The following is an 18,665-nucleotide window of genomic DNA, read 5'->3' on the forward strand; positions in this document are numbered from 1 at the left end:
CCGCCGTCCGGGGCATTCGCCGTCGCGGCGCGGAGTGCGCAACGATCACCCGTTCCGGCAGGGCCGGATAACCCATAAGAACAGCGGAGAGAACACGTGAGCACCCAAACCGATCTACCCGACGCACCCAATATTCCGCCCGGCGAAATCCTTGGACACCCCAAGGCCCTGTGGCAGCTTTCCAACATCGAGATGTGGGAGCGCTTTGCCTATTACGGCATGCGCGCACTGCTGGCCGTTTATGTTTCGGTCACCTTTTTCGAACACCTCGGCGACCAGGCCAATGCCGAGGCCAGCCTGGTTTACGGCGGCTACACCGCCCTGGTTTACGCCACGGGCGTCATCGGCGGCTATGTCGCCGACAAGGTTCTTGGATTCCAGCGCTCCATTCTCCTCGGTGCCCTGATCATGGCGGCCGGCCTCGTCATACTTCTGATCGAGGATCTCACCTGGTTCCTGATCGGTCTCGCACTCGTGGTGGCCGGCAACGGTCTGTTCAAGCCCAATATCTCGGCGATGATCGGCGAGCTTTACGCACCCGGTGACGTGCGGCGCGATTCCGGTTTCACGATTTTCTACATGGGGATCAACCTGGGTGCCTTCATCGCACCGTTCATCACGGCCGCTTGGATCGGCGCGGTATTCGGCATGAAGTGGGGCTTTTTCGCGGCCGCGGTGGGCATGATTCTCAGCACCCTGTTCCTGGAAGTCGCCAAGCGGTCGCTGGGGCACGTCGGACGGCCGGACCCGGACAAGCAGGGCTGGGGCCGGTTCTTCATCGTGCTGCTGTGTGTGCTGGCCCTGGTGCCGTTGATCTACTTTCTGCTCAGCGAAAGCACCATCCTCGGGTTCCTGCTTGTCGGGGTCATGATCGGGCTCTCGATTTACTTCATCATTGCCGGCATTCGTTCCGGCGACCGGGTACAACTCCACCGCTACATCGCCATGCTGATCCTGTTCGTCGCGAATGCCTGTTTCTGGTCGTTGTTCGAACAGGCCGGCAGTTCGATGAACTTCTTCGCCCGCGAACACACGACGCCAATGTACGGCAGCATGGAGACCTGGCAGGCGGGCGGTTTCGGCGTGTTTCAATCCGCCAATCCGCTGTTCATCCTTCTTTTCGCCCCGCTGTTCGCCGCCTTGTGGCCAAGACTGGAACGGGTGGGCGTGAATCCGTCGATTCCGCGCAAGTTCGCGCTGGGCCTGATCCAGGTGGCGCTGGGTTTCTGGCTGCTGGTGTTCGCCATCAATAATTTCCAGAACGCCCTCGGGCTGGTGCCGTGGATTTTCCTGGCGCTGTGCTACCTGCTGCACACCACGGGTGAGCTGTGCCTGTCGCCCATCGGATTGTCCATGGTGACCAAGCTGGCGGAAAAAAAGGAAACCGGCCTGGCCATGGGTGGCTGGTTCCTGTCCATTGCGATGGCGCAGTACATTGCCGGCATTTTCGCCGCGATCGCATCGGGCGGCGGCGGACATGCCGTGGTCGAAGGGGCGGGTCTCGCGCAATATGCCGATACCTACATGCTTTTGTTCTGGATCGGCCTGAGTTTCGGTGCCGCCTACCTGCTGTTCGCGCCGCTGATCAACCGGTTGATGCACGGCGTGAAGTAAGCGTCTGCGGGCGCCCGTGCTGACCGGCCAGGACGGGCGCCGCGCATTGCGCCGCCGGGGCGCGTTGTTAAAATGCGTATTTTCCCATCCGGAGTTCCCCCATGCGTTCCATTCTCATGGCCGTGCGCGGCCTGACGACAGCCCTGGCCATCGTGCTGCTGGCAGCAGCCTGCAAGCCCTCCGATTCGCCAGTGCAACCCGAAAGTCAGGCTGCCCCGGCGCCGCAGGCCGCGGCTTCGGCACCGGATGAAGCTCCGGCGCCGGCATGGAACGCATTCGTCGATGACTTCATCGAGGCATTTCTCGTTGCTCACCCCGCCTGGGCGGTGGTTCAGGGCCGGCACGAATTCGACGGCCAGCTACCGGACTGGAGCCAGGACGGAATCGCCGCGGAAATCGCCCGGCTGAAAACCCTGCGTGACCAGGCCCGGAGTTTCGCTTCCGCCGACCTCGGTCCGGAAGGGGAATACCAGCGCGATTACCTGTTGGCAACCGTCGACCGCATTCTGTTCTGGATGGACAAGGCGGAGTGGCCGTACGCCAACCCGGCCTTCTACTTCGACTGGCAACTGGACTCGCTGGACCCCAGCCCCTACATCGCCCTCGATTACGCACCGCTGGCCGAACGCATGCAGGCCTTCACGCGCTACGCGGAAAACATTCCCCGTGCCGTTGCCCAGATTCGCGAAAACCTGCGCATGCCGATGCCGCGTACGCGGCTCGAGTACGGCATCGCATCGTTCGGTGGGATGGCGACTTACTTGCGCGACGATGTGCCCGGCGTGTTCGCAGGTGCCGGTGACGAGTCGGCCCAGGCCCGCTTCTCCGAGGCCAATGCCGCGGCCGCCGATGCCCTGACCGAACTGACCGACTGGCTGATTTCCAACCGTGAGTCCGCCACCGAGGACTACGCCCTGGGTGCCGATCTGTTCCGCCAGATGTTGTACGACACCGAACGGGTGGACATCAGCCTGGCCGACCTCGAAGCCATGGGCCGTGAGGACATGCGCCGCAATCAACGGGCTCTGGGCGAGGCCTGCGCCGAGTTCGCGCCGGGCGAAAGCATCCAGGCCTGCTTCGCGCGCATGGCCAATCGCAAGCCGCCGGGCGGCGCGGTCGAGACCGCGCGTGAACAGGTCGAGGAAATCCGGGCATTTCTGGTGGAGCAGGACCTGGTGACGATTCCGGGCCCGGAAAAGGCGCTGGTGGCGGAGTCGCCACCCTACGCCCGGTCGAACTCGGCCTACATCAACATTCCGGGGCCATTCGAGAAGAACCAGCCTTCGGTGTATTACATTTCCCCGCCCGATCCGTCCTGGCCCGAGGAAGTACAGCAGGCCTACATTCCCGGGGAATCGGACCTGTTGTTCACCTCGGTGCACGAGGTCTGGCCGGGACATTTCCTGAATTTCCTGCACGCCAACCGGGCCGAGTGGATTTTCGGGCGCCTGTTCGTCACCTACGCCTTTGGCGAAGGCTGGGCGCACTACACCGAGGAGATGATGCTGGAAGCGGGCTTGCGCGACGCATCGGCCGAAACCCGTATCGGCCAGATTTCGAACGCGCTGCTGCGCAATGCACGCTTCCTGTCGGCCATCGGCCTGCATACGCAGGGAATGAGCGTGGCGGAGTCAGAACGCCTGTTCATGGAAGAGGCCTACCAGGACGAGGGCACTGCCCGGCAGCAGGCTGCGCGTGGCACCTACGACCCCGCCTACCTCAATTACAACCTGGGCAAGCTGATGATCCGGCAGTTGCGCGAAGACTGGACCGAGGGCCGCGGCGGGCGTGATGCCTGGCGCGAATTCCACGACACCTTCCTGTCCTTCGGCGGGCCGCCGATTCCGCTGGTACGCGCACGCATGCTGGGCGGAAAAGCCGGACACGTCGATGGAGATTGAATTCTACGGCGCGGCCGGTGAGGTCACCGGCTCGTGTCACGTGCTGCGCACCGGCAGCCACACGGTATTGCTGGACTGCGGCCTGATTCAGGGCAGCCGCCGCGACGAGGCACGCAACGCCGACCCGTTTCCGTTCGACGCGGCGGACATCGATGCGGTCGTGCTCAGTCACGCCCATCTCGACCACAGCGGCCGCCTGCCGCTGCTGGTCAAACGCGGTTTCCGCGGCCCGGTATTCGCGCAGAACGCGACCGGCGAGTTGGTCGCCATCCTGCTGGCCGATGCGGCCCACCTGGCCGAGCGCGATGCGGAATACCACTCGCGCAAGACCGGCAAGCAGGTCAAACCGCTGTTCACCGTGGCCGAGGGCGCCGAGGTGATGCGCCAGATGCGGGGCGTGAAATACCACGAAATCTTCGACGTCGTCCCCGGCGTCCGGGCGCGTTTTCGCGACGCCGGTCACATTCTCGGCTCGTGCGCGGCGGAACTCTTCATCGAAACCGAAGCCGGCAGCCGCACCGTGGTCTTTTCCGGGGATCTCGGCCAGTACGACACCCCCATTCTGCGGGATCCCGATCCGATCGACGAAGCGGATGTCGTGCTGATGGAGTCGACTTACGGTAACCGCCGTCACCGCGACCGCGAAGCAACCGTGCGGGAAATCGGCGAGATCATCCGGGCCGCCCGCGCCAGCCAGGGCAACATTCTGATTCCCGCCTTTGCCATTGGTCGCAGCCAGGAAGTGCTGTACCAGTTGGGTAAACATTACGAGGAATGGGGACTCGATCGCTTCCAGATTTTCCTCGACAGCCCCATGGCCGTCGAGGCATCCAGGGTGTATTGGGAGAACTCCCACCTGTACGACGAGGAGGCCAGCCGGCTGCGCTCGGGGAACGGGGGCATGCCGCTGCTGCCCAACCTGCGGCTGACCCGGGATACCGAGGATTCCATTGCCATCAACCGCCTGCGCGCCGGCGCCATCATCATCGCCGGCAGCGGCATGTGCAACGGCGGGCGCATCATCCACCATCTCAAGCACAACCTGCCCAGCGAAAAAAACCACGTCATCATTGTCGGCTACCAGGCCTACGGGTCGCTGGGACGGCGACTGGTGGACGGGGCGGAGCGCGTCCGTATCCATCGCACAGACGTGGCGGTCAAGGCCACCATCCACACCGTCGGTGGACTGTCGGCGCATGGGGATCTGGAGGATATGTCGCGCTGGTACGGCCACATGAAAGGCCATCCGCCGGTGTACCTGGTGCACGGCGAGCGGGACTCGCAGGCAGCGTTCAAAACCCATCTGCAGGAGCGTTTCGGTTGCCGGGTCGCCCTTCCGGAACCGGGCGAAACGCTCGATTTGTCGCGCCTGCCCGGCTGATCCGGGTCTGTTGCGGAAATGGTTTCCGCCGGGCGTGACTAAAGATCGGCCAGCATGAAGCGATTGCAGCCCGAGTGCCCGGTCGCGCCCAGAGCCCCATCGATCTCCGCGAAGCCGTGCTTTTCGTACAACCGCCGCGCCTGTCCCATGGACTCCAGGGTTTCCAGGTAACACTGCCTGTAGCCCGCAGTTCGCGCGGCCTCGAGAATCATCCCCAGCAGCCGGGTGCCGAGTCCGGTGCCCCGCAGTTCCTGCCGAAAATACATCTTGCGCAGCTCGCACACGCCGGAATCACCGCCCGCCAGCGGACCCAGGCCGCCGCATCCAAGAACCCTGTCGCCCTGCTCGATGACGAAAAACGCGGAACCGGGCGCCGGGTAGGACTGGTACATGGCATCCACTTCCGGGTCCTCGATCGAATAGCCGGGGCCGACCGCTCCGAACTCGGTCATGACGTCCCGGATGATGCGCGCCACCGCCGGATTGTCGGCCCGGCGAATGGGCCGTATCCGAAAATCCCGGCCGGCCCGGGCATAGCGAAGTGCACGCGCATAGCGATCCAGGCCCGCCACAACCGCTTCGCGTTCGCCGGGCGCCATGAAGGCCAGCGCCTCGACCACCAGGTCATCCGCGTGGCCGTGGATTCGCCGCAGCGCGCGCCGCCCGGCGTTCGTCAGTGACAACAGCCGCCGCCGGCCGTCTCCCGGATCAGGCCCGGCACGGATCTCACCCCGTTGTTCCAGGCCGGCGACCAGCCGGCTCACCGTCGACTTCTCCAGCACCAGCCGCTCTCCCAGCTCCGACGCCGCCGCCTCGCCCAGCACTTCCAATTCGGTCAGCAGATGGCACTCCGACACGGAATGCCCATCGAAACAGTGCCGCGAGTCGAGCAGGTGCAACTCCCGCACCATCTCCCGCGAAGCCCGCCGGATGGATGAAACCAAATCGCTCATGGTTGCAAATTACCATCAATAAGTTGCAGCATACAACTAAATGCGAGGCCCGTTGCCCGACCCCACCGAGGGCGTCGACCCGAAAACACCAAAGGCCTGTCGGACCCGGGCCTGTTTCCCCTGTCAAGGATGCCGAGCGAGAAGAAGCCGACGGGTCGGCTGGACAGGGATGTCCAGCTAGGTCCGCAGGGGCAGGATGCCCCATCGGACCGCGGCCCCAAAGGCGCTCGCCGGGCGAGGGAAGCCGAAGGCCATCCACCCAGGGGAAACAGGCCCGGGTCCGGCAGGCCGTCCGGCGCCCAAAGAAGCCGACGGGTCGGCCAGGTACGGATGTCCAGCCAGGTCCGCAGGGGCAGGATGCTCCTCGGACCGCGGCCACAAAGGCGCTCGCCGGGCGAGGGAAGCCGAAGGCCATCCGCCCAGGGGCAACAGGCCCGGGTCCGGCAGGCCGTCCGGCGCCAGGCGACTTGGCGAGTTTTCCTGAATCCGAACAGGAGATCTGCCAGGTTCATCGCCCCTGACGCGAAAGCCGAACGCCGGGAATACGTCTTCGAAGGACAATCGCCGGATTCGGCCGATTCATTCAGGAGCGGACCGCAAACGGAGACGAACGAAAAACTTGCGAATCTCCTCGGCCCAGAGCACCGAACTCGCGGTCAGGACCATGAGGCCGACGTCGGCGACCGCGACGGGCTGCGTGTGGAACAGGGCATTCATGGGCGGCCAGTAGAGCACCAGCACCTGGAGCAGGACGCTGAGGATCAGCCCGCCGAGCATCCAGCGATTGCGCATCAGGCCCAGACCAAACGCCGAGCGGGTGGCCGACTGACAGTTGACCACGTTGAACCACTGGCAGGCGGCCAGCACGGTGAAGGTCTCCGTCTGGACCTGCACCAGTGGCACACCCTGGGACACGCGCCAGGCGAAGTAACTGAAGGTGGATGCCGCCATCACCGGCGTCATCAGCGCGACCCGTTTGAGCAAGTCCGCGCTGAGCAGAGGCCGATTCAATTCCACCGGTCGCTGACGCATCTCGTCGCCTTCCGGCGGTTCCATGATCAGGTTTACCGTCACGGTGCCCTCGGTGACGATATTGATCCACAGGATCTGTACCGCGGCCAGCGGCAGCGGGTAGCCGAGCAGAAGGGCGGACATCAGCACCACGATCTCGGCCATCGAGGTCGCGAACAGGTAAAGGATGACCTTGCGCAGATTGCGGTGAACCAGGCGGCCTTCGCGCACGGCGTGCACGATGGTGGCGAAATTATCGTCGGTGATGACGATTTCCGCGGCTGACTTGGCCACTTCGGTACCGGTCAGGCCCATGGCGACACCGACGTCGGCCTTGATCAGCGCCGGCGCATCATTGACCCCGTCGCCGGTCATCGCGACGACCTCGCCGCGGTCCTGGTATGCCTTCACGATGCGCAGCTTCTGCTCCGGGTGTACCCGGGCGAATACCGCAGCGCGACCGGCTTTTTCCCGCAGCTGGTGGTCGGCCATTCCGGACAGTTCACTGCCGTCGATCGCGAGATCGCCTTCACCGGCGATGCCGAGCGATTCCGCCACCGCCATGCCGGTGAGCTTGTGGTCGCCGGTAACCATGACGGGCCGCATACCGGCCTGGCGGCATTGTTCCACGGCGCGGCGAACCTCGTTTCTCGGCGGGTCCATTTCGCCGGCCAGCCCGAGCAGTGTCAGCCGACCCGCGAACCCGGAGAAGTCCGCGGTGGCATCCAGGCCGGTGCCATCGACCCGCGCGAAAGCCAGCACACGCAAGGCCCGTCCGGCCAGCGTGGCAGCGGCCTTGAGTACCAGTTCGCGGCGCCGTTCGTCCAACGGCTCTGCACTTCCGTTGTCCCAGACGTGACCGCACATGGCGACAATGGCCTCGGGCGCGCCCTTGAACGCCACGAACGAATCGCCGCTGTCCGGATCACAATGTGCTGTGGCCATCATGCCGGCATCCGCATCGAACGGGATGTCGCCGTGGCGGTGCCAACAGCGGCCCAGATCGTCCAGGTCGATGCCGGCCTTGCGCGCCGCGGTCAGCAAGGCGGCCTCGGTGGGGTCGCCCAGCGCACGCCAGCGGGTGTCGCTCCCATCGGGTGGCACCAGCCGCGCATCGTTGCACAGCGCGGCGACCGTGAGCAGAGTGGCGAGTGCGGGGTCTGTGGTCGGATCGATGCGCTCGTCGTGTTCGAGAAAATCGCCCCGGGGCTGGTAACCCGCGCCGGTGATGTCGATGATCCGTCCCGGTGCCAGCCACACCGCGGTTACGGTCATTTCGTTGCGCGTCAGGGTGCCGGTTTTGTCCGCGCAGATCACCCGCGTGGAGCCCAGCGTTTCAACGGCCGAGAGGCGCCGCACGATGGCGCCGTGACCCGCCATGCGCTGCATGCCCACGGCCAGCGCGATGGTCATGGCCACCGGCAGGCCTTCGGGAACCATCGATACCATCTGGCTGATCGCCACCATGAAGATTTCCACGGTGTCCATGCCCCGCATCAGTCCGAAGCTCATGACCGCGACGAACAAGGTGACCGCGCCGGCGACGAGGTACCGGCCGAATTGCGCGATCGAGCGTTCGAGGGGGGTTTTCGGCGCCCGGGATTCGACCGTCATGCGCGCGATCTTGCCCATCTCGGTCGCCGTGCCGGTGGCGGTGACCACCGCCCGTGCGTGACCGGCGGTAATGTAGGTGCCGGAGTAGACCATGTTGGCCCGGTCGGCGAGCAGGGTGTCTTCCGCCAGCGTTTCAACCGACTTGCGCACCGGCAGCGATTCACCGGTCAGAGTGGCTTCCGCGGCTTCCAGCGCGCTGGACTCCACCAGCCGCGCATCCGCGCCGACGCCGTCGCCGGCGGCCAGGACCAGCAGGTCACCGGGCACCAGGTCACGGGTATCGACTTCCACTTCCTCGCCGTCGCGTACAACCCGGGCGCGCGGGCTGGAGAGCCGGCGCAGGGCTTCCATGGCGCGTGCGGCGCGGCCTTCCTGGAACCAGCCGATCAAGGCATTGATGATGACGACGATGAGGATGACCGCGGAATCGCCGTGTCGGCCCAGTGCGAACGCGAACAGGGCGGCGATGAAAAGAATGTAGATCAGCGGCGACTGAAACTGTTCGAAAAAGCTGCGCCAGACCGACCGGCGAGGCCCTTCCGGCAGGTCGTTGGGGCCATGCTGCCGCCGGCGCGCTTCCACTTCGGCGACACGCAGTCCGCTGTCCGCGGCGGATTCCAGAGCCGTGAGCGCGGCTTCGGGGCCCAGTCCGTGCCAGGGCCGGTCAGGGTTTTCCATGGCGAATTGATGTCAGCACGGCCGCCGCCAGGGGACACGGCCGCGCCGGCCGAAAAGGGACTATCCGTGCCTGTCGCTCAGAGTACTCACGATGCGTGCGAACGGCAAACCCCGGGCCCGCAGCAGGACCAGCAGGTGGTACAGCAGATCGGCCGACTCATCGGCCAGTTCCCTGTCGTCGCCGGCCGCCGCCGCCAGCGCGGTCTCCACGCCTTCCTCGCCGACCTTCTGGGCGATGCGGCGCACGCCTTCTTCGAGCAACTCCGTGGTATAGCTGCCCGGGGGGCGTTCGCGGTCGCGTTGGGCGATCAGATTCTCCAGCCGGGCCAGAAAGGCCAGATCGGGCGCGCAGTAACCCATGTCGCCGGCTTCATCGAAACAGGTGTCGGAGCCCCGGTGGCAGGTCGGACCGTCGGGTTGCGCCAGCACCAGCAGACTGTCCCGGTCGCAGTCCGCATGCACGGCTGTTTGGGTCAGGGTGTTGCCGGAAGTTTCGCCCTTGGTCCACAGCTGCTCGCGCGAACGGCTCCAGAAGGTCACACGGCCGGATTCCAGGGTGCGTGCCAGCGCTTCCCGGTTCATATAGGCCTGCATCAGAACGCGGCCGTCGAAAGCGTGTTGCACGATGGCCGGCAGCAGGCCGCCGGACTTGTCCCAGTCGAGTTGGTCGAATTGATCCGGGTCGGTGATCAGCATGGTCGTACCTCGATGCCGGCAGCCTGGAGCTGGCGTTTGAGTTCGGGAATGGGAATCTGTCCGGAATGGAACACCGTCGCGGCCAGGGCGGCGTCGACATCAGCCACCCTGAAGACATCGATGAAGTGCTGTTCCGCGCCGGCGCCTCCGGAAGCGACCAGCGGGATTGGCAATACGTCGCGCGCGGCGGTCAGTTGAACCTCATCGTAGCCATCGCGGGTGCCGTCCGAGGACATGCAGTTGAGCACCACCTCGCCGGCGCCGCGGTCGACGACCTCGGCCAGCCAGTCCAGGGTGCGGCGGCCCGGCTCGCGCATCGCGTCCGGCGTACCGGTGTGCGAGCGAACCGTCCATTCGCCTTCGCTGCCGGTGGAGTCGACGCCGACGACCACGCACTGGCTGCCGAAGGCCCGTACCAGGTCATCGATCAGGCCCGGGCGTTCCAGCGCCGGCGTGTTCACCGAGATTTTATCGGCGCCCTGCTCCAATACCCGCCCGGCCGCCTCGACCGACCGGATGCCGCCGGCGACACAAAAAGGAATATCGATGGCCTCCGACACCCGGCGCACCCAGTCCACATCCACGCTGCGCCCTTCCGGGCTGGCCGTGATGTCATAGAACACCAGTTCGTCCGCACCCTCGTCGCGGTAACGGCCGGCGAGTTCGATGATGCCGCCCATGACGCGGTGATTGCGGAAGCGCACGCCCTTGACCACCTGGCCATCGCGCACGTCCAGGCAGGGCACGATGCGGCGCGCCACGCCGGCGGGAGACGGGGTCGTCAACGGATGGCCTCCAGCGCTTCCTCGATGGAGAAGCAGTTTTCCAGCAGGGCCTTGCCCGAGATCGCCGCGGCCGCTCCGGTGCCAACCAGTTCCTGGAGGTCGCGCAAGCCCGACACGCCCCCGGAGGCCTGGACCTGCACGTCGGGATACCGCCGCACGAGCTGACGGTAGAGGTCGAGGTTGGGGCCGTGCAGGGCACCGTCCTTGCCGATGTCGGTGCACAGCACGTGCCGCAGGCCTTCAGCGCACAGGCGGTCCATCAGGTGCCAAAGGGTGACGGAACCGGTTTCGGTCCAGCCGTGGGTGCGCGGCCAGGGTACGTGGTTTTCGTCCAGTGCAATGTCCAGTGCCGCGACCAGGTGGTCGGGCCCGAACTGCTGCAGCCACCCGGTGAAAACGTCAGGCCGGGTGACGCAGACCGTGCCCACGACGACCCGGTCCGCGCCGTGTTCCAGGCGCAGGGCGATGTCCTCGTCCGTGCGCACGCCGCCACCGGTCTGAACCGATTGGGGTGCGGCCGCCAGCAACTTCAGCAGCGGGCCGGTGTCGGCACCCTCGCCGTCGCGCGAGGCGGCGAGATCGACCACGTGCAGCCATTCGGCGCCGGCCTCGGCGTAGGCGGCCGCCAGTTTGGCGGCATCCACATCGTAGCGGCTCACGTCCGCGAAATCGCCGTGGCGCAGCCGCACCACGTCGCCGTCGAGAAGGTCGATTGAAGGGATCAGGTACACGGGTTTCCCCTGTCAGTCAGCTTGAAAGAAACGCCCGCAGCAACCGGCTGCCGGCCGCGGCCGAGCGTTCCGGATGAAACTGCGCGCCGAGAAAATTGCCGGTCCGGACCACGGCACTGAATGCTTCACCGTGGTAGCTGCTGGCCAGGGTCCAGGCTCCGGTCGGCGCGGCGTAGGAGTGCACAAAATAACACCATGCGCCGTCCAGCAGATCGCCGACCGGGTCATCGGCCTGGCGTCTGAGAGCGTTCCAGCCCATGTGTGGCACCCGCAGACCGGGTCCGCCCCGCAGGCGGCGCACCCGTGCCGGGATCAGGCCCAGCAATGGCACATCGCCCTCTTCGGACGACTCGAACAACAGTTGCATGCCCAGGCAGATGCCCAGAACGGGTTGGGTCAGGTTACGGATCACGTCAACCAGGCCGTGGCCGCGCAATACGTCCATGGCACGTCCGGCAGCTCCGACGCCGGGCAGCAACACGCGCGATGCCCGCCGGATCCGATCCGGGTCGGCGGTGAATTCGGGCTCCTCACCGAGACGCCGCAGCGCGTGCAGCACGGACGCGATGTTGGCGCCGCCACTGTCGACCACGACGACGCTCACAGCCGCCCCTTGGTGCTGGGCAGTTCGTGCCCGCTGCGCGCCAGTGCCGGTCGCAGTGCGCGGCCGGCGCCCTTGAACAGCGCCTCGACCATGTGATGCGTATTCTCGCCGCTGACGGTGAGGTGCATGGCGGCACCCACCGACTGGCTCAGGGAATGAAAGAAGTGGCGCACCATCTCGGTGGACAGACCGCCCACCTGGTCGCGCGGAAAATCAGCCTCGAACACCAGCGCCGGACGACCCGACAGGTCGATGACGACATTCGCCAGCGATTCGTCCATTGGCAGCACGAAGCCGTAGCGGCCAATGCCGCGACGGTCGCCCAGCGCCCGATCCAGCGCCTCGCCAAGCGCCAGCGCGCAGTCCTCGACGGTATGGTGCTCGTCGATTTCCAGGTCACCGTCACAGCTCAGTTCGAGCCGGAAGCCACCGTGACTGGCCAGCTGGTCCAGCATGTGGTCGAAAAATCCGATACCGGTGGCGCACTGGCTGCCGCCGCCGGCATCGAGGTCGACGAAAACCCGGATGTCGGTTTCGGAGGTTTTCCGGGTGACTTCGGCCTGGCGGGGCCGGTTCAGCAGCCGGTGCGCGATATCGCGCCAGGCAGCGTGCTCCGGCCCCAGGCGAATGCCACCTATGCCCATGTTGCGAGCCAGTTCCAGGTCGGTTTCACGATCCCCGATGACCCAACTGTCCTCCAGGTTCAATTCGCCGGATTTCAGGTAGTCGAGCACCATGCCGATCTGCGGCTTGCGGTTCGGCGAACCCTGGTCCGGAAACGTCGTGTCGATGTGCACGGCGTCGAAGCGCACGCCCTGAGATTCGAACAGCGACAGCATTTTGGCCTGAACAGCCTCGTAGGTCTCAGTCGGGTAGGCGTCGGTGCCCAGCCCGTCCTGGTTGCTGACGATGACCAGTTCGTAGCCCGCCGCGCGCAACTCGAGCAGAGCGGGAATGACGCCCGGTACGAGCTCCAGTTTTTCCAGCGTGTCGATCTGCTCGTCCGCCGGCTCGACAATCAGGGTGCCGTCGCGGTCCACGAACAGGATGCGACGTTTGCCGTTCTGGCCACTCACAATTCGGTCTCCCAGGCATCGAGTGCCTCTTCCAGTGCGTCGAGATCCTTCTGGCTGCCGACGGAAATGCGGATGCAGTCCCGCAGCGCCGGGTCCGACGGAAAACCGCGCAGGATGACGCCGCGCGCGGCGCAGAATGTCAGCAGCCCGGCCGCGTCATCGACCCGCACGAGTACGAAATTGGCCTTGCCGGGCCACAGCCGCCGCACGAATGCCCGGCCGGTCAGCAGGTCGACCAGCCGGCTCTTGTTGCGGAGGATTTCGCGCAGCAGGCCTTTCTGCCGCATCACCATGTCCGACTGCAGTCCGCGCAGCGCCAGCGAAACCACCGGGGTTGCCAGCGGATAGGGCGCGATGATGCGCCGCAGCAGGCTGATCACTTCGGGGTCGGCCAGCACGGCGCCGCAGCGCAGCCCGGCCCCGGCCCAGGCCTTGGACAGGGTTCGCAGCACCACGAGATGCGGCGTGCGGCCCACCTGTCCGGCAAACGCGTCGTCGGGGCAGAATTCGGCATAGGCCTCGTCGACAATGATCAGGGCGCGTCCCTCGGCCGCCGTCAGCAGTCTTTCGAGGAAGGCCGGATCGACGACGTCGCCGGTGGGATTGTTGGGTGAGGTGAGATACACCAGCCGGATACGGTCGTCGGTGCGAACGGCTTCCAGCACGCCGGATTCATCCAGGCTGAAGCCGGACTCGAAATCCCGGGGCACCGACACGACGTCCGCGCCCTGTGCCTGGGCGGCGATGCGGTACATGCCGAAGGTCGGCGGGCAGTGCAGAATGGCGTCCCGTCCGGCGCGGCAGAAGACGCGGGTGAGCAAATCGATGCCCTCGTCACTGCCGCGCGTGACCAGCACGTGATCCGCGGGCAGTCCGTAACGCTCCGCCAGGCCTTCCACCAGTGCGGCGGGCTGGGGCTCGGGGTAGCGATTCAGCTCCAGCGGGTGCTCGTCTTCGTCGAACAGCGGCCACGGTGCTTCGTTGGCGTTCAGCAACACACCGCGGCCGGGCGCCTCGAGACGGGCCGAGGAATACGGTTTCATCGCCACGATGTCCGGGCGGGCCAGGTCGGTGACGCTCATGTCGCGTCTCCAATGGCGTTCAGGCGTGCCGTGACCGCCATGCGGTGGGCCTCGAGGCCTTCGACCGCGGCCAGGGTTTCGGCGGTGGGACCCAGACGGGCCAGGCCCTCGGCCGAGGCTTCCTGCAGGGTCATGCGCCGCAGGTAGTCGCCCAGTCCGAGCGCACCGTGCGCCCGCGCCCAGCCGTAGGTGGGAAGAACGTGGTTGGTGCCCGAGCAGTAATCGCCCAGTGACTCCGGGGTCCAGCGGCCGATGAACACCGAACCTGCGTGCCGCACCCGTTCCGCCTGTTTCGCGGCGTCGCGGGTGTTGATGATCAGGTGCTCCGGTGCGTAGTCGTCGACAATGGCCAGCGCCGCGTCCGGGTCCGCCACCAGAATGATGCGGGCGCTGCGCAGGGACTCGGCCAGGATGCCGGCCCGCCGCGACGCCGGCACCAGCTCCCCCAGGCGGTCGATCACGGCCTGCGCCAGGCGCCGGCTGTCGGTGACCAGCACCACCTGCGAATCCGCACCGTGCTCGGCCTGCGACATCAGGTCCCAGGCGACCAGGGTGGCGCCATCGTCGTCAGTGGCGGAATCATCGGCGATCACCATGACTTCGGAGGGCCCGGCCGGCATGTCGATGGCCGCGCCCTGCGGATCCAGGCTGACCTGCTGTTTGGCCTCGGTGACCCAGGCATTACCGGGACCGAAGATCTTGTCGCAGCGCGGGACCGTTTCCGTGCCGTAGGCCATGGCCGCGACCGCCTGGGCGCCGCCGGCGCGGAACACACGATCGACCCCGCAGCGCCACGCCGCCGCCAGGATTTCGGGTCCGATGTCGCCATCGCGGCCCGGAGGTGAACACAAAACGACTTCTGAACAGCCGGCCAGTTCCGCGGGGACGGCCAGCATCAACACGGTCGAGACCAGCGGCGCGCTGCCGCCGGGCACATACAGGCCGACGGTATTCAGAGGCAGATAGACCACGCGGCACATCACGCCCGGAGCGGTTTCCACCTGACGGTCCACCGGCCGGTCCGCGGCGTGAAACCGGCGAATACGCTCGGCCGCGTCATCAATGGCGGCGGCGAGGTCCGGGTCCAGGGCGTCCCAGGCTTCCTTCATGCGTTCGGGCGGAACTTCCAGCATGTCCGGGCGCACGCCGTCCAGTTTGGCGGTCAGTTCGGTCAGGGCCGTGTCGCCGCCGTTCCGGACCCGGGCGACAATGTCGGACACGCCACCGCTGAGGTCGCCCCGATCGGGGCGCGGCCGCGCCAGCGCCGCACGGCGGGCCTCGGGTGCCAGGGCGTTCCAGTCGAGAATGTCGAAGCGCGGTGGGTTCATCCGAGCATTTTCTCCACCGGCAGTACCAGGATGGCGGAAGCACCCACGGCTTTCAGCGCTTCGAGGTGTTCCCAGAATACGGTTTCGACACAGACGGCGTGTATGGCGATGCGGTCGGAACCTTCCAGCGGCATCACCGAGGGGTGCTCGACACCGGGCAGAAGCTCGGTGATCTTGTCCAGGGCTTCACGCGGAGCGTGCAGCATGACGTACTTGCTCTCCGCGGCCTGCAACACGCCTTCGAGCCGGGCCAGCAGCCGGTCCAGCAGTTGCTGCTTTTCATCCGGCAGCGGCGTGGACGGGCTGTACAGCGCCGCCTGGCTGCGGAACAGGACTTCCAGTTCCCTGAGGTGGTTGGCCCGCAGGGTCGAGCCGGTCGAGACCAGGTCGGAAATGGCGTCGGCCGTGCCCAGCCCCGGAGCGATTTCGACCGAACCGGACAGCTCCACGGCCTGCACGGTAACCCCCTGTTCGCCCAGCAGGGCCCGGGTCAGCGCCGGGTAGCTGGTGGCCACACGTTTGCCCTGCAATTCCTGCAGGCTGCCGATTTCAAGGTCCTCGGGAACCGCCAGCGACAGCCGGCACTGTCCGAAGCCCAGTTTGCGCAGGCAGGTGAGCCCGGTGCCGCCGTTTCGCTCCAGCATCACTTCGCGAGCGATGTTTTCCCCGACAATGCCGAGTTCGCAGACGCCATCCAACAGCATTCGGGGGATGTCGTCGTCGCGCACGAGCAGCAGGTCGACCGGAAAATCCTGGCCGAACCAGAACAGTTTGTCCTTGCTGTGGGCGAAGCGCAGGCCGCAGCGTTTCAGAACGCCGAGTGAACGGTCGGACAGCCGGCCCGACTTCTGGATGGCGACGCGGAGTCGGCTCATGTTTTGCTCCCGGCAAATCGGTCCAGTACCGTGCGGTAGCCGCCGGTACCCATTTCGAGAAATCGTGCAACGCGGCCGATAGTGGTCACGCTGACTTCCGTCAGTTCGCTGATATCGCGATAAGTCATGCCCTGGTCCAGCAATTGCGCGACTCGCCAGCGGTCCACCATGGCCTCGATTTCGGCCGGTGTGCACAAGTCCTCCAGAAAGCGTTCCGCCTCGTCGGCGTTGGCCAGGGAGGCGATGGCTTCGCACAGGGATTGCGCGGCGCTTTTCAGTTCATGGTCCTGGGTCTGGTCGTGGTGTTTCATGGCTTTGTTTTTCGTTCAAAGATCCGCTGGCGATGTCATTTATTTGTAATAATGTAATAGCGTGCTATTACAATAATAAACGGACGACGATCGCATCGCAAGCTTTGCGGGCCACCGTGTTCGGCGTGCGGGGGGGCGAAGCACCACACTTCGGTACGAAGCCGGGGCACGGCATGCGCTTAAACCCTTTGTTTCGGCGGGGCATCCAAAGGGTGTGATCCACTGACCCGTTTTGCAGGGAGCCCGACTGATGACCATGAAAGGATGGAAGCCATGGGTGTTGCTGGCGCTACTGGGCGCGGCGTCCTGGGCGCATGCCGAGGTAAGCCGCACCGAGGAGTTCAACTATCCGCTCAACGATGGCGGCCGTGTCAGCCTGAGCAATATCAACGGTGATATTCGTGTCACCGGCGGAAATGACGGCGCGGTGACCATCGTCGCCACCCGCCGCGCCAACAGTGAAGAGGCCCTGGAGCGGCTGAAAGTGGTCATTGATGCGAGTCCGGACGCCATCATTATCGAAACCAGGCGTCCCGAGAGCCGCTGGAGTTGGAACAACAGCGGTGGTGGCAGCGTGGCCTATGAGCTCACCGTGCCTGAATCGGCCCGGCTCGACGGGGTCTCCACCGTCAATGGCGACGTCACGGTCTCAGGCGTCGGCGGCGAAGTGCGGGCCGAAACGGTCAATGGCGACCTGGAACTCGATGGCCTGGCCGCGGATGCCGGCCTGGACACTGTCAATGGCGCCATTCGGGCCCGCTTCAGCCGGGTCGGTGGCAATCAGCGGATATCGGCGGACACTGTCAATGGGCGCATCGAACTCGACCTCCCCGCCGATACCAGTGCCCGCGTCACGGCCGACACGCTCAACGGTGGCATGGACGTCGGTGACTTCGGCCTCGAGGTGGACAAGGGTTACGTGGGGCGTGAGGTCGACGGTGACATCGGCTCCGGCGACGCCCGTATCAAGCTGGATACGGTCAACGGTACCATCCGGCTCCGTCGCTACTGAGGCGGACTGTGGTGGGCGGGGCCCGGACGCCCCTTGCCCCGTGGCTGCTTGCAATCGTCGGTTTGAGATATATCATGGATATATCAAGAATGTTGCCGGCGGGCGCCCATGACCGAAATCTCGTGGCGCGGGGTGTTCCCTGCGCTCACCACCAAGTTCACCGCTGATGACCGCCTGGACTGGGAGGCCATGGAACGGCATCTGGCGTTTCAGATCGATGCCGGCGTCCATGGCCTGATCATCCTCGGTTCGCTGGGCGAAAACGCCACCCTCTCCCCGCAGGAAAAACTCGAAATCGTCCGTTTTTTCGCTGGCGCCGATCGGTCCGGCCGGCCGTTGATCGCCTGTATCGCGGAATCCTCGACCCGGCGCGCCTGTGACTTCGCGGCGGCGGCGGCCGATGCCGGCGCCGATGGATTCATGCTGCTTCCGCCGATGCGTTATGTCGGTGACGGGCGGGAGACGCGAACCTTTTTGAACACCGTGTCGAACGCCACTGACCGGCCGTTGATGCTTTACAACAACCCCATCGCCTACGGCACCGACCTGACGCCGGAGGACTTCGCGCGGCTGGCGGAAAATCCGCGGTTCGAGGCGATCAAGGAATCCTCGGCGGACACCCGCCGGATTCCGGAAATTCGCCGTCTGACCGGAGACCGCTACGCTCTGTTCTGCGGGGTTGACGATCTCGCGCTGGAATCCTTCGCGCTGGGCGCCGACGGTTGGGTCGCGGGCCTGGTCGTGGCGTTTCCCGCCGAGACGGTTCGCCTGTGGGAGTTGACCCGTGCCGGCCGCTGGGACGAAGCCCGGACCCTGTACGAGTGGTTTCTGCCGCTGCTTCATCTCGACATTGGCCCGCACTTCGTACAGCAAATCAAACTCGTCGAGGCCCTGATGGGGGTGGGTAGTGCCCGGGTTCGCGGTCCCCGGCTGCCCCTGAACGATGAAGCCGCCAGCCGGATCGAGTCCGTTCTCGAAGCCGCTCTGGCCGAGCGGCCGGAGTTGGACTGAGG

The 18,665-nt window shown here is 65.7% G+C and carries 16 protein-coding genes; 5 read left to right on the top strand and 11 right to left on the bottom strand.

All coding sequences use genetic code 11. From position 1 onward, the window contains the following. The first annotated feature begins 96 nt into the window (after nt 1–96). The 3 genes from V3330_RS10840 (at nt 97) to V3330_RS10850 (ending at nt 4,896) form a co-directional block, all read left to right on the top strand. Nucleotides 97–1,614 carry a peptide MFS transporter gene (locus V3330_RS10840; RefSeq protein ID WP_354695438.1) on the top strand — a complete coding sequence of 506 codons (1,518 nt, stop codon included), beginning with the start codon at nt 97–99 and terminating at the stop codon, nt 1,612–1,614. 101 nt (nt 1,615–1,715) lie between these two features. Then, on the top strand, nt 1,716–3,515 hold the full coding sequence (locus V3330_RS10845; RefSeq protein ID WP_354695439.1) for a DUF885 domain-containing protein: 1,800 nt from the start codon (nt 1,716–1,718) through the stop codon (nt 3,513–3,515). Then, complete coding sequence (locus V3330_RS10850) at nt 3,505–4,896, top strand: MBL fold metallo-hydrolase RNA specificity domain-containing protein (protein ID WP_354695440.1); 1,392 nt, start codon at nt 3,505–3,507, stop codon at nt 4,894–4,896. Before V3330_RS10845 ends, V3330_RS10850 begins: the two co-directional genes overlap by 11 nt. 38 nt (nt 4,897–4,934) lie before the next feature. Here the strand turns inward: V3330_RS10850 and V3330_RS10855 are convergent, their stop codons facing one another. From V3330_RS10855 to V3330_RS10905, 11 genes are all read right to left on the bottom strand, one after another. Continuing rightward, on the bottom strand, nt 4,935–5,849 hold the full coding sequence (locus V3330_RS10855) for a bifunctional helix-turn-helix transcriptional regulator/GNAT family N-acetyltransferase (RefSeq protein WP_354695441.1): 915 nt from the start codon (nt 5,847–5,849) through the stop codon (nt 4,935–4,937). A gap of 579 nt (nt 5,850–6,428) precedes the next feature. Beyond that, nucleotides 6,429–9,152 carry a cation-translocating P-type ATPase gene (locus V3330_RS10860; protein WP_354695442.1) on the bottom strand — a complete coding sequence of 908 codons (2,724 nt, stop codon included), beginning with the start codon at nt 9,150–9,152 and terminating at the stop codon, nt 6,429–6,431. 60 nt (nt 9,153–9,212) lie between these two features. Continuing rightward, nucleotides 9,213–9,848 carry a bifunctional phosphoribosyl-AMP cyclohydrolase/phosphoribosyl-ATP diphosphatase HisIE gene (hisIE, locus tag V3330_RS10865; protein WP_354695443.1) on the bottom strand — a complete coding sequence of 212 codons (636 nt, stop codon included), beginning with the start codon at nt 9,846–9,848 and terminating at the stop codon, nt 9,213–9,215. Beyond that, nucleotides 9,842–10,633: an imidazole glycerol phosphate synthase subunit HisF gene (gene hisF / locus V3330_RS10870; protein WP_354695444.1), complete on the bottom strand. Its 792-nt coding sequence runs from the start codon at nt 10,631–10,633 to the stop codon at nt 9,842–9,844. The genes hisIE and hisF overlap by 7 nt, the downstream gene beginning before the upstream one ends. Next, the gene (locus V3330_RS10875; RefSeq protein WP_354695445.1) at nt 10,630–11,364 is read right to left on the bottom strand and encodes a 1-(5-phosphoribosyl)-5-[(5-phosphoribosylamino)methylideneamino]imidazole-4-carboxamide isomerase; all 735 of its coding nucleotides are present in this window, start codon (nt 11,362–11,364) and stop codon (nt 10,630–10,632) included. Before V3330_RS10875 ends, hisF begins: the two co-directional genes overlap by 4 nt. Before the next feature lie 16 nt (nt 11,365–11,380). Then, the gene (hisH, locus tag V3330_RS10880; RefSeq protein WP_354695446.1) at nt 11,381–11,968 is read right to left on the bottom strand and encodes an imidazole glycerol phosphate synthase subunit HisH; all 588 of its coding nucleotides are present in this window, start codon (nt 11,966–11,968) and stop codon (nt 11,381–11,383) included. Beyond that, entirely contained in the window at nt 11,965–13,044 is a 1,080-nt protein-coding gene (hisB, locus tag V3330_RS10885) for a bifunctional histidinol-phosphatase/imidazoleglycerol-phosphate dehydratase HisB (protein WP_354695447.1), read from the bottom strand. The genes hisH and hisB overlap by 4 nt, the downstream gene beginning before the upstream one ends. Continuing rightward, nucleotides 13,041–14,126, bottom strand: a complete 1,086-nt coding sequence (gene hisC, locus V3330_RS10890; RefSeq protein WP_354695448.1) for a histidinol-phosphate transaminase — start codon at nt 14,124–14,126, stop codon at nt 13,041–13,043. Before hisC ends, hisB begins: the two co-directional genes overlap by 4 nt. Beyond that, on the bottom strand, nt 14,123–15,454 hold the full coding sequence (hisD, locus tag V3330_RS10895; protein ID WP_354695449.1) for a histidinol dehydrogenase: 1,332 nt from the start codon (nt 15,452–15,454) through the stop codon (nt 14,123–14,125). The genes hisC and hisD overlap by 4 nt, the downstream gene beginning before the upstream one ends. Further along, nucleotides 15,451–16,329, bottom strand: coding sequence for an ATP phosphoribosyltransferase (hisG, locus tag V3330_RS10900; protein WP_354695450.1), 879 nt, complete (start codon nt 16,327–16,329; stop codon nt 15,451–15,453). The genes hisD and hisG overlap by 4 nt, the downstream gene beginning before the upstream one ends. After that, nucleotides 16,326–16,640 carry a YerC/YecD family TrpR-related protein gene (locus V3330_RS10905; protein WP_354695451.1) on the bottom strand — a complete coding sequence of 105 codons (315 nt, stop codon included), beginning with the start codon at nt 16,638–16,640 and terminating at the stop codon, nt 16,326–16,328. The genes hisG and V3330_RS10905 overlap by 4 nt, the downstream gene beginning before the upstream one ends. 250 nt (nt 16,641–16,890) lie before the next feature. On the opposite strand from V3330_RS10905, the gene V3330_RS10910 reads away from it, so the two are divergent. Both V3330_RS10910 and V3330_RS10915 read left to right on the top strand, forming a co-directional pair. Next, nucleotides 16,891–17,652 carry a DUF4097 family beta strand repeat-containing protein gene (locus tag V3330_RS10910; protein WP_354695452.1) on the top strand — a complete coding sequence of 254 codons (762 nt, stop codon included), beginning with the start codon at nt 16,891–16,893 and terminating at the stop codon, nt 17,650–17,652. Between the two features lie 108 nt (nt 17,653–17,760). Next, nucleotides 17,761–18,663, top strand: coding sequence for a dihydrodipicolinate synthase family protein (locus tag V3330_RS10915; RefSeq protein WP_354695453.1), 903 nt, complete (start codon nt 17,761–17,763; stop codon nt 18,661–18,663). Nucleotides 18,664–18,665 lie beyond the last annotated feature (2 nt).

This window comes from Elongatibacter sediminis (assembly GCF_037892215.1).
GTDB classification, from domain to species: domain Bacteria; phylum Pseudomonadota; class Gammaproteobacteria; order Xanthomonadales; family SZUA-36; genus Elongatibacter; species Elongatibacter sediminis.

Excerpts from the sequence above, each read along its gene's own strand:
- V3330_RS10845 (WP_354695439.1), top strand. The coding sequence starts at position 1,716 with ATGCGTTCCATTCTCATGGCCGTGCGCGGCCTGACGACAGCCCTGGCC.
- V3330_RS10850 (WP_354695440.1), top strand. The coding sequence starts at position 3,505 with ATGGAGATTGAATTCTACGGCGCGGCCGGTGAGGTCACCGGCTCGTGT.
- V3330_RS10855 (WP_354695441.1), bottom strand. The coding sequence starts at position 5,849 with ATGAGCGATTTGGTTTCATCCATCCGGCGGGCTTCGCGGGAGATGGTG.
- V3330_RS10860 (WP_354695442.1), bottom strand. The coding sequence starts at position 9,152 with ATGGAAAACCCTGACCGGCCCTGGCACGGACTGGGCCCCGAAGCCGCG.
- hisIE (WP_354695443.1), bottom strand. The coding sequence starts at position 9,848 with ATGCTGATCACCGACCCGGATCAATTCGACCAACTCGACTGGGACAAG.
- hisC (WP_354695448.1), bottom strand. The coding sequence starts at position 14,126 with ATGAGCGTCACCGACCTGGCCCGCCCGGACATCGTGGCGATGAAACCG.
- hisD (WP_354695449.1), bottom strand. The coding sequence starts at position 15,454 with ATGAACCCACCGCGCTTCGACATTCTCGACTGGAACGCCCTGGCACCC.
- hisG (WP_354695450.1), bottom strand. The coding sequence starts at position 16,329 with ATGAGCCGACTCCGCGTCGCCATCCAGAAGTCGGGCCGGCTGTCCGAC.
- V3330_RS10905 (WP_354695451.1), bottom strand. The coding sequence starts at position 16,640 with ATGAAACACCACGACCAGACCCAGGACCATGAACTGAAAAGCGCCGCG.
- V3330_RS10910 (WP_354695452.1), top strand. The coding sequence starts at position 16,891 with ATGACCATGAAAGGATGGAAGCCATGGGTGTTGCTGGCGCTACTGGGC.
- V3330_RS10915 (WP_354695453.1), top strand. The coding sequence starts at position 17,761 with ATGACCGAAATCTCGTGGCGCGGGGTGTTCCCTGCGCTCACCACCAAG.